This is a genomic window from Pseudomonas sp. R28(2017) (assembly GCF_002112505.1).
Classification (GTDB): domain Bacteria; phylum Pseudomonadota; class Gammaproteobacteria; order Pseudomonadales; family Pseudomonadaceae; genus Aquipseudomonas.
This window is the reverse complement of sequence record NZ_NEHW01000001.1, coordinates 78779-93482: the sequence shown is the minus strand read 5'-3', so window position 1 is coordinate 93482 and position 14704 is coordinate 78779. Positions and strand designations below refer to the sequence as shown.

Annotated in this window: 10 protein-coding genes; 5 read left to right on the top strand and 5 right to left on the bottom strand. The window is 64.1% G+C overall.

What is annotated here, in order from left to right:
- Positions 1–117 precede the first annotated feature (117 nt).
- Positions 118–471 carry a hydroxyisourate hydrolase gene (gene uraH, locus CAF78_RS00390; protein ID WP_023381446.1) on the top strand — a complete coding sequence of 118 codons (354 nt, stop codon included), beginning with the start codon at positions 118–120 and terminating at the stop codon, positions 469–471.
- Positions 472–715: 244 nt separating this feature from the next.
- Here the strand turns inward: uraH and CAF78_RS00380 are convergent, their stop codons facing one another.
- On the bottom strand, positions 716–2065 hold the full coding sequence (locus CAF78_RS00380) for an NCS2 family permease (protein ID WP_085677853.1): 1350 nt from the start codon (positions 2063–2065) through the stop codon (positions 716–718).
- Between the two features lie 284 nt (positions 2066–2349).
- On the opposite strand from CAF78_RS00380, the gene CAF78_RS00375 reads away from it, so the two are divergent.
- Together CAF78_RS00375 and aqpZ are read left to right on the top strand one after the other, a co-directional pair.
- Positions 2350–3105: a GntR family transcriptional regulator gene (locus tag CAF78_RS00375; RefSeq protein ID WP_085677854.1), complete on the top strand. Its 756-nt coding sequence runs from the start codon at positions 2350–2352 to the stop codon at positions 3103–3105.
- A gap of 177 nt (positions 3106–3282) precedes the next feature.
- A complete protein-coding gene (gene aqpZ, locus CAF78_RS00370; protein ID WP_085677855.1) occupies positions 3283–3981 on the top strand; it encodes an aquaporin Z in 699 nt (232 codons plus the stop codon).
- Here the strand turns inward: aqpZ and guaD are convergent.
- From guaD to xdhA, 4 genes are all read right to left on the bottom strand, one after another.
- Entirely contained in the window at positions 3978–5282 is a 1305-nt protein-coding gene (gene guaD / locus CAF78_RS00365) for a guanine deaminase (protein WP_085677856.1), read from the bottom strand. The genes aqpZ and guaD overlap by 4 nt on opposite strands.
- A gap of 10 nt (positions 5283–5292) precedes the next feature.
- Complete coding sequence (xdhC, locus tag CAF78_RS00360; protein ID WP_085677857.1) at positions 5293–6138, bottom strand: xanthine dehydrogenase accessory protein XdhC; 846 nt, start codon at positions 6136–6138, stop codon at positions 5293–5295.
- 130 nt (positions 6139–6268) lie between these two features.
- The gene (gene xdhB / locus CAF78_RS00355; RefSeq protein WP_085677858.1) at positions 6269–8668 is read right to left on the bottom strand and encodes a xanthine dehydrogenase molybdopterin binding subunit; all 2400 of its coding nucleotides are present in this window, start codon (positions 8666–8668) and stop codon (positions 6269–6271) included.
- A complete protein-coding gene (gene xdhA, locus CAF78_RS00350) occupies positions 8661–10115 on the bottom strand; it encodes a xanthine dehydrogenase small subunit (protein ID WP_085677859.1) in 1455 nt (484 codons plus the stop codon). The genes xdhB and xdhA overlap by 8 nt, the downstream gene beginning before the upstream one ends.
- A 267-nt stretch (positions 10116–10382) precedes the next feature.
- Here xdhA and CAF78_RS00345 point away from each other — a divergent pair, with 267 nt between their 5' ends.
- Both CAF78_RS00345 and smc read left to right on the top strand, forming a co-directional pair.
- Positions 10383–11042 (top strand): GntR family transcriptional regulator, encoded by a 660-nt coding sequence (locus CAF78_RS00345; RefSeq protein WP_085677860.1) that lies wholly within the window; start codon positions 10383–10385, stop codon positions 11040–11042.
- 3 nt (positions 11043–11045) lie between these two features.
- Positions 11046–14534: a chromosome segregation protein SMC gene (gene smc, locus CAF78_RS00340; RefSeq protein WP_085677861.1), complete on the top strand. Its 3489-nt coding sequence runs from the start codon at positions 11046–11048 to the stop codon at positions 14532–14534.
- Positions 14535–14704: the final 170 nt, after the last annotated feature.

The following is a 14704-nucleotide window of genomic DNA, read 5'->3' as shown; positions in this document are numbered from 1 at the left end:
GTGTACAATCTGGTGGTGAAATGTCTTAATGGCGTCATTCCCGCACATCGCAGGCCCTATGCCGGGGCATTGGCTGTGTATTTTTTGCCCATAGATTGAACAAGAGGCGACAAGCAGATGGGACGTTTGACCACACACGTACTGGATGCCGCGCATGGCTGCCCAGGCAGCTCGATCAAGGTCGAGCTGTACCGCGTCGAAGGCCAGCAGCTGGAGCTGGTGAACACTGCCCTGACCAACAGCGATGGCCGCGTAGACGCGCCGCTGCTGCAGGGCGACGACTACCGTACCGGTGTCTACCAGCTGCAGTTCAGCGCTGGCGCCTATTACCGTGCCCGCGGCGTGCAGCTGCCGGAGCCGGCATTTCTTGATGTTGTCGTGTTGCGTTTCGGCATCGATGAAAAGCAGGAGCACTACCACGTGCCGCTGCTGATCTCGCCGTACAGCTATTCGACCTACCGCGGAAGCTAGTTGGTCGCTAGAAGAATCTTCGTAGGTCCTTTGGCCCGCTCTCACACTGGCGGGCTTTTTTTCGTCTGCAGTTTTTGTATCGCCTGCACCAGCCTCTTCGCGGGCTTGCCCGCTCCCACAGGTACGGCACCGACTTTGAAGGCTGTGGTGATCCTGTGGGAGCGGGCACGCCCGCGAAGAGGCCGGTACAGGCTGTAGCAATAAAGAAAGGGCGCCGAGGCGCCCTTGGTGGGTGCAGTGTGGGTCAGAGGAACACGAACTTGGCAATGAAGATCGCGCACAGCACCCACAGGCTGGCGGAGATTTCCTTGTACTTGCCGGTACCCGCCTTCAACGCCACATAGCTGATGAAACCCAGGGCAATACCGTCGGCGACCGAGAAGGTCAGTGGCATCATGATCACCGTGACGATCGCCGGAATGCTGTCGGTGGCTTCGTCCCAATGAATGTGCGCCATGCTGCCCATCATCAACATCGCCACGTAGATGAGCGCGCCGGCGGTTGCGTAAGCCGGGATCATCCCGGCCAATGGCGCGAAGAACATCGCGGCGACGAACAGAATGCCCACTACCACGGCTGTGAGGCCAGTACGACCACCCGCGGCGACACCGGCGGCACTTTCCACGTAGCTGGTAACCGGTGGCACGCCGACCACGGCGCCAAACACGCTCGACGCACTGTCGGCCTTCAATGCCCGCGACAGGTTTTCGATACGCCCGTCCGGCGCCACCAGGTTGGCCCGCTGGGCCACGCCCATCAGAGTGCCCGCGGTGTCGAACATGTGCACGAACAGGAACGCCAGCACCACGCTGATCATGCTGACGTTGAACACGCCCGCCACGTCCATGGCCATCCAGGTGGGTGCCAGGCTCGGCGGCATCGACATGACCCCGCCGAACTTGACCAGGCCCAGGCCCCAGCCGGCGAGGGTGACGCCGATGATGCTGATCAGGATCGCACCGAACACGCGTTTGTAGCTGAGGATGGCGATCAGCAGGAAGCACAGTGCCGCCAGCAGTGGCCCTGGCTCATGCAGCGAACCCAGCTTGATCAGGGTGGCCGGGCTGTCGACGATGATGCCGGCGGTCTTCAGGCCGATCAGCCCGAGAAACAATCCGACGCCGGCCCCCATGGCATGGCGCAGGCTCACCGGGATGCTGTTGAGCAACCACTCGCGCACGCGTGACAGGGTCAGGAACATGAACAGTACGCCGGAGACGAACACGGCCCCCAGCGCGGTTTCCCAGTTGTAGCCCATGGTGCCGACCACGGTGTAGGTAAAGAAGGCATTCAGCCCCATGCCCGGCGCCAGGCCCACCGGCCAGTTGGCGTACAGGCCCATCAGCAGGCAGCCCAGCGCGGCGGCGATGCAGGTGGCGACGAAGGCGGCACCATGGTCGATGCCGGCGTCGGCCATGATGTTGGGGTTGACGAAGATGATGTACGCCATGGTGATGAAGGTGGTCACCCCGGCGATCAGTTCGGTTTTGACGGTGCTGCCGTGTTGCTTGAGTTTGAAAATCCGCTCCAGCCAACTCGTTTCGAGCGGTGGCGCGAGATCCAGCGTAGGGGCTTCGGATTTGCGGCTTTCCACAGCGAGTACTCCTCAAGTCTTTCTTGTTGTTGTTGGAGCCAGAATCCTGAGCAATGCACTTGGTGGCTCCACGAGGGAAGGCAGACGTCTGACGCGTTTGTTGACTCACGGGTCAAGAAGTTGCTCGGTGGATTATGCTTTTGTGTACAAAGAATGCAAATAATGTTTTATGTTTTGTGTGCGCAATGCGTCGTATAACGGCTATATAGGTAAAACGCACCCTGCGGAATCGCCTCAGCCTGTGTACAATGGCGCCATACTTTCTCTTCGTGCCTCGAGAGCCCATGAACGAACAGCTGCAACCTCTGAAAAAACCTGCGCGCACTGGCAAGGCCGGCCGCAGTGGTACCCAGGACGACATCGTCTACGCGCATATCTTCGAGGCCATCCTCGAGCAGCGATTGGCGCCGGGCACCAAGTTGAGCGAGGAAGCGCTGGGCGAGATCTTTGGCGTCAGCCGCACCATCATCCGCCGCGCCCTGTCGCGCCTGGCCCATGAAAGCGTGGTGCTGCTGCGGCCCAATCGTGGTGCGGTGGTGGCCAGCCCGACGGTGGAAGAAGCGCGCCAGGTGTTCTTCTCGCGGCGCATGGTCGAACGTGCCATCACCGAGCTGGCCGTGCAGCATGCCACCCTGGAGCAGCTCAACGAACTGCGCCAGATGGTGCGCGAGGAGCGCGACAGCTTCTCCCGTGGCGACCGCGGCGCCGGTATCCGTCTTTCTGGCGAATTCCACCTCAAGCTGGCCGAAGCCGCAGGCAATGCACCGCTGGTCAGCTTCCAGCGCAGCCTGGTGTCGCAGACGTCGCTGATCATCGCCCAGTACGAAAGCGGCACTCGTTCGCATTGCTCCTATGACGAGCACATGCAACTGATCGATGCCATCGAGGCGCGCGATGCTGAGCAGGCCGTGAGCCTGATGATGCATCACATGGACCATATCGACAGCAAGCTGAACCTGGACGACGAAAGTGCCTCGGACGACCTGCACGCCGTGTTCTCGCACTTGCTGAAAAAGCCCAAGGCGTCCGTCAAGGGTTGATCGTTTGCCTGGGTGATTGAAGGGCCGCTTCGCGCCCCATCGCCGGCGATGGGGCGCGAAGCGGCCCTGTTCTGTTACTGGCCAACAGCCAAACGTCTGCTAAATTCTTGTGAGCAAACCTTCATCAAGCAGTTGGGCTTGCGCATCCATTGCGTTCCACTACTTGAGGAAAGGTCGATGACCATGTCTCTGGGTACACGGATGGGGGCCGAGCTGATCGGCACCTTCTGGTTGGTTCTTGGTGGTTGTGGCAGTGCCGTGCTTGCAGCCAGTTCTCCCGTCGGCATAGGCGTGCTAGGTGTCGCTTTCGCCTTCGGCCTCACCGTGCTGACCATGGCTTTCGCCATCGGTCATATCTCCGGTTGCCATCTCAACCCCGCCGTGTCGTTCGGGCTGGTGGTAGGTGGGCGCTTCCCGGCCAAGGAGCTGCTGCCCTACGTCATCGCCCAAGTCATCGGCGCGATCCTGGCTGCTGCCGTGATCTACTTCATCGCCAGCGGCAAGGCAGGTTTCGAGTTGTCAGCGGGCCTGGCTTCGAACGGCTACGCCGATCACTCGCCCGGCGGCTATTCGCTGGGGGCGGGCTTCGTCAGTGAAGTGGTGATGACGGCGATGTTCCTGGTGGTGATCATGGGCGCCACCGATGCCCGTGCCCCGGCAGGCTTTGCGCCGATTGCCATTGGCCTGGCCCTGACGCTGATCCACCTGATCTCGATCCCGGTAACCAATACCTCGGTCAACCCCGCGCGCAGCACGGGGCCGGCCCTGTTCGTCGGTGGCTGGGCCCTGCAGCAGCTATGGCTGTTCTGGCTGGCGCCGCTGATCGGGGCTGCGATCGGCGGCGCGCTGTACCGGGGGCTGGCGAAAGCGCCTTAGCGTTGGTGCACGCAACGCCCGGCGGCGTAGGTTTCACGCACGGTGCGGTCGTCACCCAAGGTGGTGAGCACGAACAGGGTTTCTTCGATGCTGCTGGACTGCTGAATGCGGTAGTCCAGCAGCGGCGTGGCCTTGTAGTCGAGCACCACGAAATCGGCATCGTTGCCTGGGCGCAGGCTGCCGATGCGGTCGTCCAGGCGCAATGCGCGAGCGCCGCCGAGGGTGGCCAGATACAGCGATTTGTAAGGGTGCAGGCGTGCGCCCTGTAGCTGCATCACCTTGTACGCCTCGTTCAGGGTATTGAGCAGCGAGAAGCTGGTGCCAGCGCCGACGTCGGTACCCAGGCCCACGTTGACCTTGAACTTCTCCGCTTGTGGCAAGTTGAACAGGCCGCTGCCGAGGAACAGGTTGGAGGTCGGGCAGAACGCCACGGCCGAGCCGGTTTCGGCCAGGCGCTGGCATTCGTCGTCGCACAGGTGCACGCCGTGGGCGAACACCGAGCGCTCGCTGAGCAGCTCGAAGTGGTCGTAGACGTCCAGATAACCTTTCTGCTCGGGGAACAGCGCCTTCACCCAGTCGATTTCCTTGAGGTTCTCGGACAGGTGGGTGTGCATGTACAGCCCTGGGTATTCCTTCAGCAGCTGACCGGCCAGGGTCAGTTGTTCCGGCGTGCTGGTCGGGGCGAAGCGAGGGGTCACCGCGTAGTGCAGGCGGCCCTTGCCGTGCCAGCGCTCGATCAGCTGCTTGCTCTCGGTGTAGCCGGACTCGGCGGTGTCGGTCAGGTAGTCCGGGGCATTGCGGTCCATCATCACCTTGCCGGCAATCATCCGCAGGTCCAGGCGCTCGGCTTCTTCGAACAGGGCATTGACCGACTGCGGGTGCACGCTGCCGAACACCAGGGCTGTGGTGGTGCCGTTGCGCAGCAGTTCCTTGAGGAAGATCTTCGCCACCTTGTCGGCGTGATCCTTGTCGGCAAACTGCTTCTCGCAGGGGAAGGTGTAGGTGTTCAGCCAATCCAGCAACTGCTCGCCGTAGGAGCCGATCATGCCGGTCTGCGGGAAGTGGATGTGGGTGTCGATGAAGCCCGGGGTGATCAGCGCGTCCTGGTAGTGCACCACGTCGATGTCGGCGGCCAGGGTCGGCAGCAGTTCGCTGGCCGGGCCGACGGCACTGATGCGGCCCTCGTCGATCACCAGCAGGCCGTCTTCGAAGTACTCATGGGAAGCGTCCAGGCCTACCTCGGCCGGGTCGGCGATGCTGTGCAGGATGGCGGCACGGTAGGCTTTGCGGGTAACGGTCATAACACACTCGTCAAATGGCTTGGCTGCGCCGGGAGGGCGGCAGCAACTGGGCAATGGGGCCGGCGTTGGCGGCAGCGTCGTGCTGGCCGAAGCAGGCGTTGTAGGTGGCAATGATTTCGCCGGCGATGGACACGGCAATCTCGATCGGCAGCTTGCCCTTGACCTCGGGCAGGCCCATCGGGCAGCGCATGCGTGCCAGCAGGGCATCGTCGTAGCCGCGCTCGCGCAGGCGGTGCTCGAACTTGACCCGTTTGGTCTTCGAACCGATCAGGCCGAACCAGGTGAAATCGTTGCGCTTGAGAATGGCGGCGGTCAGTTCCAGGTCGAGCTGGTGGTTGTGGGTCATGACGATGCAGTAGCTGCCTGGCGGCAGGTCTGCGACTTCGTCGACCGGTTCCTCACTGACGATCTTGCTCACCCCGTTGGGGATGAATTCGGGGAATTCCTGTTCACGCGAGTCGATCCAGCGCACCCGGCAGGGCAGCGCGGCGAGCAAGGGTACCAGAGCACGGCCGACATGGCCCGCGCCGAACACGGCGATCTGCGCCTGCACCGCAGCCATCGGCTCGAACAGCAGCACGGTGGCGCCGCCGCAGCACTGGCCGAGGCTGGCACCGAGGCTGAAGCGCTCCAGGTGCGGGGTGCTGCGGTGCTCCTCGAGCATCTGCCGGGCGATGTGCAGGGCCTTGTACTCCAGATGGCCGCCGCCGATGGTGTCGAACAGGCCGGTGGCACTGACGACCATCTTCGAGCCGGCGTTGCGCGGGGTCGAGCCGCGTTCCTCGATGATGGTCACCAGCACGCAGGCTTCGCCACGGGACTGGTGGTCGGCGAGGGCGTTGATCCATTGGTGCATGATGCAACCTCTCTATGTCGCGCCGCAGACTCTGTAGGAGCGGGCTTGCCCGCGAACACCGGCAGAGCCGGTGCCATTCACGGTGTCGCCTTCTTCGCGGGCAAGCCCGCTCCCACAGGGTTCCTCGCTGTCAGTGGGTGACGGGTTCCAGTTCTGGCTCGGCAGGCTGTGCTGCAGCCACCGCCTTGCGCATCTGCTCGCAACCCCACAACACCCGCTCCGGTGTCGCCGGCGCGTCTATGTTCGGCTGCACGCGGTAGTCGGCGATGCTGGCCACGGCGTCCTTGAGCGCACACCAGGCGGCGATGCCGAGCATGAACGGCGGCTCGCCCACGGCCTTGGAATGGAACACGGTGTCTTCCGGGTTCTTGCGGTTCTCCACCAGCTTTACCCGCATGTCCAGCGGCATGTCGGCCACCGCCGGGATCTTGTAGCTGGCCGGGCCGTTGGTCATCAGCTTGCCCTTGGCGTTCCACACCAGCTCTTCGGTGGTCAGCCAGCCCATGCCCTGGATGAAACCGCCTTCGACCTGGCCGATGTCGATGGCCGGGTTCAGCGAGTCACCCACGTCATGCAGGATGTCGGCGCGCAGCATCTTGTACTCGCCGGTCAGGGTGTCGACGATCACTTCCACGCAGGCAGCGCCGAAGGCGAAGTAATAGAACGGCCGGCCGCGCGCCTGGCAGCGGTCGTAGTAGATCTTCGGCGTGCGGTAGAAACCGGTGGTCGACAGCGATACCTGGGCGAAGTAGGCCTGCTGCACCAGCTGCTCGAAGCTGACGATCTGGTCGCGTACGCGCACATGGCCGTTGCGGAACTCGACGTCTTCTTCGGTCACCTGGTAGTGCCGCGCGGCAAACTCGGTGAGGCGCTTCTTGAGGATTTCGGCGGCATTCTGGGCAGCCTTGCCGTTCAGGTCGGCACCGCTGGATGCCGCAGTCGGCGAGGTGTTGGGCACCTTGTCGGTATTGGTGGCGGTGATCTGGATGCGGCTGAAATCGACCTGGAAGACCTGCGCCACCACCTGTGCCACCTTGGTGTTCAGGCCCTGGCCCATCTCGGTGCCGCCGTGGTTCAGGTGGATACTGCCGTCGGTGTAGATGTGGATCAGCGCACCGGCCTGGTTGAGGAAGGTGGCGGTGAACGAAATGCCGAACTTGACCGGCGTCAGTGCCAGGCCCTTCTTCAGCACCGGGCTGTTGGCGTTGAAGCGGCGGATCGACTCGCGGCGCTCGGCGTAGTCGCTGCTGGCTTCGAGCTCGGCGGTCATTTCCTCGAGCATGTTGTGCTCGACGGTCTGGTAGTAGTGGGTGACGTTGCGTTCGGTCTTGCCGTAATAGTTGGCCTTGCGCACGGCCAGCGGGTCGCGGCCCAGATGGCGGGCGATGTGGTCCATCACCTGTTCGATGGCGACCATCCCCTGCGGGCCACCGAAGCCGCGGTAGGCGGTGTTGGAGGCGGTGTTGGTCTTGCAGCGGTGGCCGTGCACGGTGGCATCGCCCAGGTAATAGGCATTGTCGGAGTGGAACATGGCGCGGTCGACGATCGAGCCGGACAGGTCGGGCGAGTAGCCGCAGTTGCCGGCCAGGTCGAGGTTGATGCCGTGCAGGCGGCCGTCGTCATCGAAGCCGACGTCGTACTCCACGTAGAACGGGTGGCGCTTGCCGGTCATGGTCATGTCTTCGACCCGTGGCAGGCGCATCTTGGTCGGCTGGCCGGTCAGGCGCGCTACCACCGCGCACAGGCAGGCCGGGCTTGCCGCCTGGGTTTCCTTGCCGCCGAAGCCGCCGCCCATGCGGCGCATGTCCAGTACCACCTTGTTCATCGGCACATCGAGCACTTCGGCAACCAGCTTCTGCACTTCGGTGGGGTTCTGGGTGGAGCAGTAGACGATCATGCCGCCGTCCTCGGTGGGCATCACCGAGGAAATCTGGGTTTCCAGGTAGAAGTGCTCCTGGCCGCCGATGTGCAGGGTACCTTGCAGGCGGTGCGGGGCGCTGGCCAGGGCGGCGGCCGAATCGCCGCGCTGGTGGGTGTGGCTGTCGAGCACGAAGTGCTTCTTGCGCAGCGCATCGACCACGTCCAGCACCGGCTCCAGGTCTTCGTACTCGACGATGGCGGCCATGGCTGCACGGCGTGCGGTATCCAGGTCGCGGGCCGCCACGGCGAGCACCGGCTGGCCGAAGAACTCGACCTTGTCGATGGCCAGCAGCGGGTCGCCGGCGACCACCGGGCCGATGTCCTTCAGGCCCGGGATGTCTTCGTGGGTGATGGCGATGCGCACGCCCTCGAAGGCGTAGCACGGCGTGGTATCGATGCGCAGGATGCGCGCATGGGCGCGGTCTGCGGTGCGCGCATAGACGTGCAGCTGGTTGGGGAATTCCAGGCGATCGTCGATGTACAGCGCTTCGCCCGACACATGCTTGTCGGCGCTGTCGTGCTTGACGCTGCGGCCGACCCCGGTGGTCAGGTCCTGGCTGAACAGTTCGGCCATCTCGGCCTGGCTCTTGGCTACGTGATGGTTAGACATAGTCGGTCACCCGGGTCTCGATGTAGGGCGTTTGCTGTTCGATGAAGTACTTGCGCAGCAGGTTCTGCGCGGTCAGCAGGCGGTACTCCTTGCTGGCGCGGAAGTCGCTGAGCGGGGTGAAGTCTTCGGCCAGGGCCTGGCAGGCACGCTCGATGCTGGCCTGGTTCCACGGCTTGCCGCGCAAGGCCGCTTCGCAGGCGCGGGCGCGTTTGGGGATGGCCGCCATGCCGCCGAAGGCGATCCGCACGCCGCTGACCACACCGTCTTCGATGCTCAGGTTGAAGGCCGCGCACACGGCAGAGATATCGTCGTCCAGGCGCTTGGACACTTTATAGGCGCGGAAGGCCCAGTCGTTGCTGGCGCGTGGCACGATGATCTTCTCGATGAACTCGCTGTCCTGGCGGGCGGTGATGCGGTAGTCGATGAAGTAGTCTTCCAGCGGCATCACCCGCTGGCGCTCGCCCTGGCGCAGCACCACCTGGGCATCCAGGGCGATCAGCAGGGGTGGCGAGTCACCGATCGGCGAGGCGTTGCCGATGTTGCCGCCGAGGGTGCCCTGGTTGCGGATCTGCAGCGAGGCGAAGCGGTGCAGCAGGTCGCCGAAGTCCGGGTACTCCTCGTTGAGCGCGCCGTAGCAGTCGGTGAGCGGGGTGGCGGCGCCGATTTCCAGGTGGCTGGCGGTCTTGTCGATGCGCTTGAGTTCGGCAACGTGGCCGACGTAGATCATCACCGGCAAGGTCTTGTGGAACTGCGTGACCTCCAGGGCCAGGTCGGTACCACCGGCCAGCAGGCGGGCTTCAGGGTGCGAGCTGTACAGGTCGGCCAGGTCGGCCACGGTCAGTGGCACCAGGCAGCGCTTGTCGCCGCTGTTGAGTTCGCCGGTCTGGGTGGGGGCGATGGCCTTGAGGCGGGCGATGGTCTGCGCCTGCTGGGCGTCGAACTGGTCGCGGCAAGGCTGGCGGCAGCTCTGCTCGGCGGCGTCGAGGATCGGGCGGTAACCGGTGCAACGGCACAGGTTGCCGGCCAGGGCTTCCTGGGCCTTATGCAGGTCGGCACCCTGGCTGTTCTTCTGCAGGGCGAACAGCGACATGACGAAGCCGGGGGTGCAGAAGCCGCATTGCGAACCATGGCAGTCGGCCATGGCCTGTTGCACGCTGTGCAGCTGCCCGTTGTGCTTGAGGCCTTCGACGCTGATCAGTTGCTTGCCGTGCAGGGAGGAGACGAAGGTCAGGCACGAGTTCAGGCTGCGGTAGCGCAGGCTGTCCTCGCCGTGTTCGTTCTGGACAAGCTCGCCTACGACCACGGTGCAGGCGCCGCAGTCGCCACTGGCGCAGCCTTCCTTGGTGCCGGGTTTGCCCAGGTGCTCGCGCAGGTACTGCAGCACCGTCATGTTCGGGTCCAGGGCATGCTCACTACGCAGCGCCTGGTTGACGAGAAACTGGATCACGGGGATGGCCTCGCAATGGTTTTATTGTTGTTGGGCGGACAATAAGCAGACCTGTCGCAGCGGTCAATAATTTTCTGACTCAAAGGTCAGGAAATTGCCCGTGTCGGCGCCCAGCCGAACGCAGTACCCATATCACAAGCATAGATCGCGCCGCCTGGCAGGCTTGCTGGCAGGCCAAATAAAGCGCCGCGCCCCTCTGCGCGAGCGCCGGGCAAGTGCGCTACAATCGCTCCCTTGTGCCCAGTTCAATGATTTTGAAGGAAAACCATGACGTTCAAGGCGCCGGACAGCCTCTCCGAGCAGATTGCCGACTACCTGGCCGAACGCATCATTCGCGGCGAACTTGCGCCCGGTGAGCGGATCCAGGAGCAGAAGGTCACCCAGGCCCTCAGTGTCAGCCGCGGCTCGGTGCGCGAAGCGTTGTTGATCCTCGAACGTCGCCATCTGGTAGCGATCCTGCCGCGACGTGGCGCCCATGTCACCGAACTGGACGAGCGCAGCGTGCGCAGCCTGTGCACCCTGATGAGCGAGTTCTACATCCTGCTGGGCAATGCGGTGGCGCAGAAATGGCGCACCGAGGGCGACCTGCGCCCGTTTCTGGACATCCAGCAGCGCCTGCGCCAGGCCCGTGAGCAGCAGGACATCAAGGTGTTCGTCGCCGAGAGTTTCGCGGTGATGCGCGCCGCCTATCGCTTCGCCGACAACCCTTACCTGCAGGAAACCGTGGAAAACCTGCAGCCGGCCATGAGCCGTGCCTACTACCTGGCCCTGGACCAGCGCCAGGCCAACATGGACGACTACCTCGACCTGTTCGCCCGCCTGCTCGAAGCCGTGGTTGCCCGTGACCTGCCGCGCATTCGCGAGGTGCTCACCGCCTATGGCCAGCGCAGCTGCGAACTGGTGCTGGCGGCGCTGGCCCGGGGCTGACCGATGCGCCTGAAGTGCATTCGCCTGGCCGGGTTCAAGTCGTTCGTCGACCCGACCACGGTCAACTTCCCCAGCAACATGGCGGCCGTGGTCGGCCCCAACGGCTGCGGCAAGTCCAACATCATCGATGCGGTGCGCTGGGTGATGGGCGAAAGTTCAGCGAAAAACCTGCGCGGCGAGTCGATGACCGATGTCATCTTCAACGGCTCCACCAGCCGCAAGCCGGTGAGCCAGGCGAGCATCGAGCTGGTGTTCGACAACAGCGAAACCACCTTGCTCGGCGAGTATGCCGCCTACGCCGAGATTTCCATCCGCCGCAAGGTCACCCGCGACGGGCAGAACAGCTACTACCTGAACGGCACCAAGTGCCGCCGCCGGGACATTACCGACATCTTCCTCGGCACCGGCCTGGGCCCGCGCAGCTACTCGATCATCGAGCAGGGCATGATCTCCAAGCTGATCGAGGCCAAGCCCGAAGAGCTGCGCAACTTCATCGAAGAGGCGGCCGGCATCTCCAAGTACAAGGAGCGCCGCCGCGAAACCGAAAGCCGCATCCGCCGCACCCAGGAGAACCTGGCGCGGCTGACCGACCTGCGCGAAGAACTGGAGCGCCAACTCGAGCGGCTGCACCGCCAGGCCCAGGCTGCCGAGAAATACCGCGAATACAAGGCCCAGGAACGCCAGCTCAAGGCACGTTTGTCGGCCCTGCGCTGGCGCGACCTGGACGAGCGCGTGCGCCAGCGCGAGGCGGTGATCGGTGATCAGGATGTCGCCCACGAGGCGCTGGTCGCCGAGCAGCGCAATGCCGACGCCAGCATTGAACGCCTGCGTGACGGCCACCATGAGTTGTCCGAGCGTTTCAATCAGGTCCAGGGTCGCTTCTATTCGGTGGCCGGTGATATCGCCCGGGTGGAACAGAGCATCCAGCACGGCCAGCAGCGCCTGCGCCAGTTGCAGGATGACTTCAAGGAAGCCGAGCGCACCCGCCAGGAAACCGAATCGCACCTGGGCCATGACCGCACCCTGCTGGCCACCCTGGGTGAAGAGCTGGCCATGCTCGAGCCAGAGCAGGAAATGACCCTGGCCGCAGCCGAGGAGGCTGCCGCCACCCTCGAAGAGGCCGAAATGGGCATGCACGGCTGGCAGGAGCAATGGGACGGCTTCAACACCCGCTCTGCCGAGCCGCGGCGCCAGGCCGAAGTGCAGCAGGCGCGCCTGCAGCAGCTGGAAGCCAGCCTGGAACGCCTGGCCGAGCGCCAACGCAAGCTGGTCGAGGAAGGTGAGCAGTTGGGTGTGGATCCACAGGACGCTTCCCTGCTCGAGCTCTCCGAGCAACTGGCCGGCAGCGAGATGCTGCTCGAAGAATTGCAGTTGTCGGAAGAGCAGGTGGTCGAGCGCCTGGAGAGCGTGCGCGAGCAACTGCAGCAAGCAACGCAGGCCCAGCAACAGCAGCAGGGCGACCTGCAGCGCCTCGGCGGCCGCCTGGCCTCGCTGGAGGCGTTGCAGCAGGCTGCGCTGGAGCCGGGTGCAGGCGCCGCCGACTGGCTGCGCGAACAAGGCCTGGAGCAGCGTCCGCGGCTGGCCGAAGGCCTGCGCGTAGAGCCGGGTTGGGAGCTGGCGGTGGAAACCGTGCTGGGTGCCGACTTGCAGGCCGTGTTGCTGGACGATTTTGCCGGGCTGGATTTCAACGGCCTGGAGCAGGGCGAACTGCGCCTGTTGCTGTCGGTGGCGGGCAGCCAGCGTCAGCCCGGCAGCCTGCTCGACAAGGTCGAAGGGCGTATCGACCTGGCCCCGTGGCTGGGCCGGGTGCAGCCGGTGGAAGACCTCTCCGAGGCCCTGGCTCGGCGCGCAACGCTGGGCGAAGGGCAGAGCCTGGTAAGCCGTGATGGATACTGGGTTGGCCGCCATTTCCTGCGCGTCAGCCGGGGTGGCGAGGCCCAGGGTGGAGTGCTGGCCCGTGGCCAGGAAATCGACCGCCTGGGGCAGGAGCAGCTGGAACTTGAGGCCGCGCTGGAGCAGCTGGAGCAGCAGCTTCAGGTAATCCGTGAGCAGCAGCTTGAGCTGGAAGAGCAGCGGGAGCAACTGCGCCGCCGCACCCAGGAAGAAAGCCGCCAGCATGGTGAGCTGAAGGCCAGCCTCTCGGCCGGGCGAGCCCGTGCCGAGCAGGTGGAGCTGCGTCGCCGCCGCCTGCAGGAAGAGCTGGCCGAGCTTCAGGAGCAGCGCGCCCTGGAGCAGGAGCAATTGGGCGAGGCGCGCCTGGTGCTGCAGGATGCGCTGGACCTGATGGCTCAGGACACCGAGCAGCGCGAACAGCTGATGGCGCGCCGCGACACCTTGCGCGAAGGCCTCGATCGCATCCGCCAGGAAGCCCGCCAGCACAAGGACCACGCCCACCAGTTGGCCGTGCGCCTGGGTTCGCTGCGCGCTCAGCACGACTCCACCCGCCAGGCCCTGGAACGCCTGGAGCAGCAGGCCGCACGCCTGAGCGAGCGCCAGGAGCAGCTGAGCCTGAACCTGGAAGAGGGGGAGGCGCCGCTTGAAGAGCTGCGCCTTAAGCTCGAAGAGCTGCTGGAGCGGCGCATGAGCGTCGACGAGGAAATGCGCCTGGCGCGGCTGCACATGGACGAAGCCGACCGTGCACTGCGCGATGCCGAAAAACGCCGCACCCAGGCCGAGCAGCAAGCCCAGTTGCTGCGCGGCCAGCTGGAGCAGATGCGCCTGGAAAACCAGGGCCTGGACATCCGCCGCAAGACCTTGCAGGAACAATTGCTGGCCGACGGCTACGATTTGCAGGGCGTGCTCGCCACCGTCGAAGCCGACGCCAGCGAGCAGGGTACCGAGCAGGAGCTGGAGCAGATCGAAGGCCGCATCCAGCGCCTGGGTGCGATCAACCTGGCGGCGATCGAAGAATACGAGCAGCAGTCCGAGCGCAAGCGCTATCTGGATGCCCAGGACGCCGACCTGGTCGAGGCCCTGGAGACCCTGGAAAACGTCATCCGCAAGATCGACAAGGAAACCCGCAACCGCTTCAAGGATACCTTTGATCAGATAAATGCCGGATTACAGGCACTTTTCCCAAAAGTTTTCGGGGGTGGCAGCGCTTATCTGGAACTGACGGGCGAAGATCTACTCGATACAGGGGTGACGATCATGGCGCGTCCGCCGGGCAAGAAGAACAGCACCATCCACCTGCTGTCCGGCGGCGAGAAGGCACTGACCGCTTTGGCGCTGGTGTTTGCCATCTTCAAGTTGAACCCCGCACCGTTCTGCATGCTCGACGAGGTCGATGCGCCGCTGGACGATGCCAACGTCGGGCGGTACGCCCGGCTGGTCAAGGAAATGAGTGAAAGCGTGCAGTTCATCTACATCACCCATAACAAGATTGCCATGGAGATGGCGGATCAATTGATGGGGGTGACCATGCACGAGCCCGGTTGTTCACGTCTGGTTGCAGTCGATGTGGAGGAGGCCCTGGCCATGGTGGACGCCTGATGAGCGAAGATAGGGCGAAAACCGTAGGCAAATGCCCCCGTCATGTGCGACAGACGGTGTAAAGTTGTCTTTGGTCGTGCTAGCTTAATGTCACTCGTTTTTTGCGTGGGTAAAACGCCTGTCAGAACATAGAGTTGGCGCCACGTGTTAAAGGGCTTTGAACCCTTTGT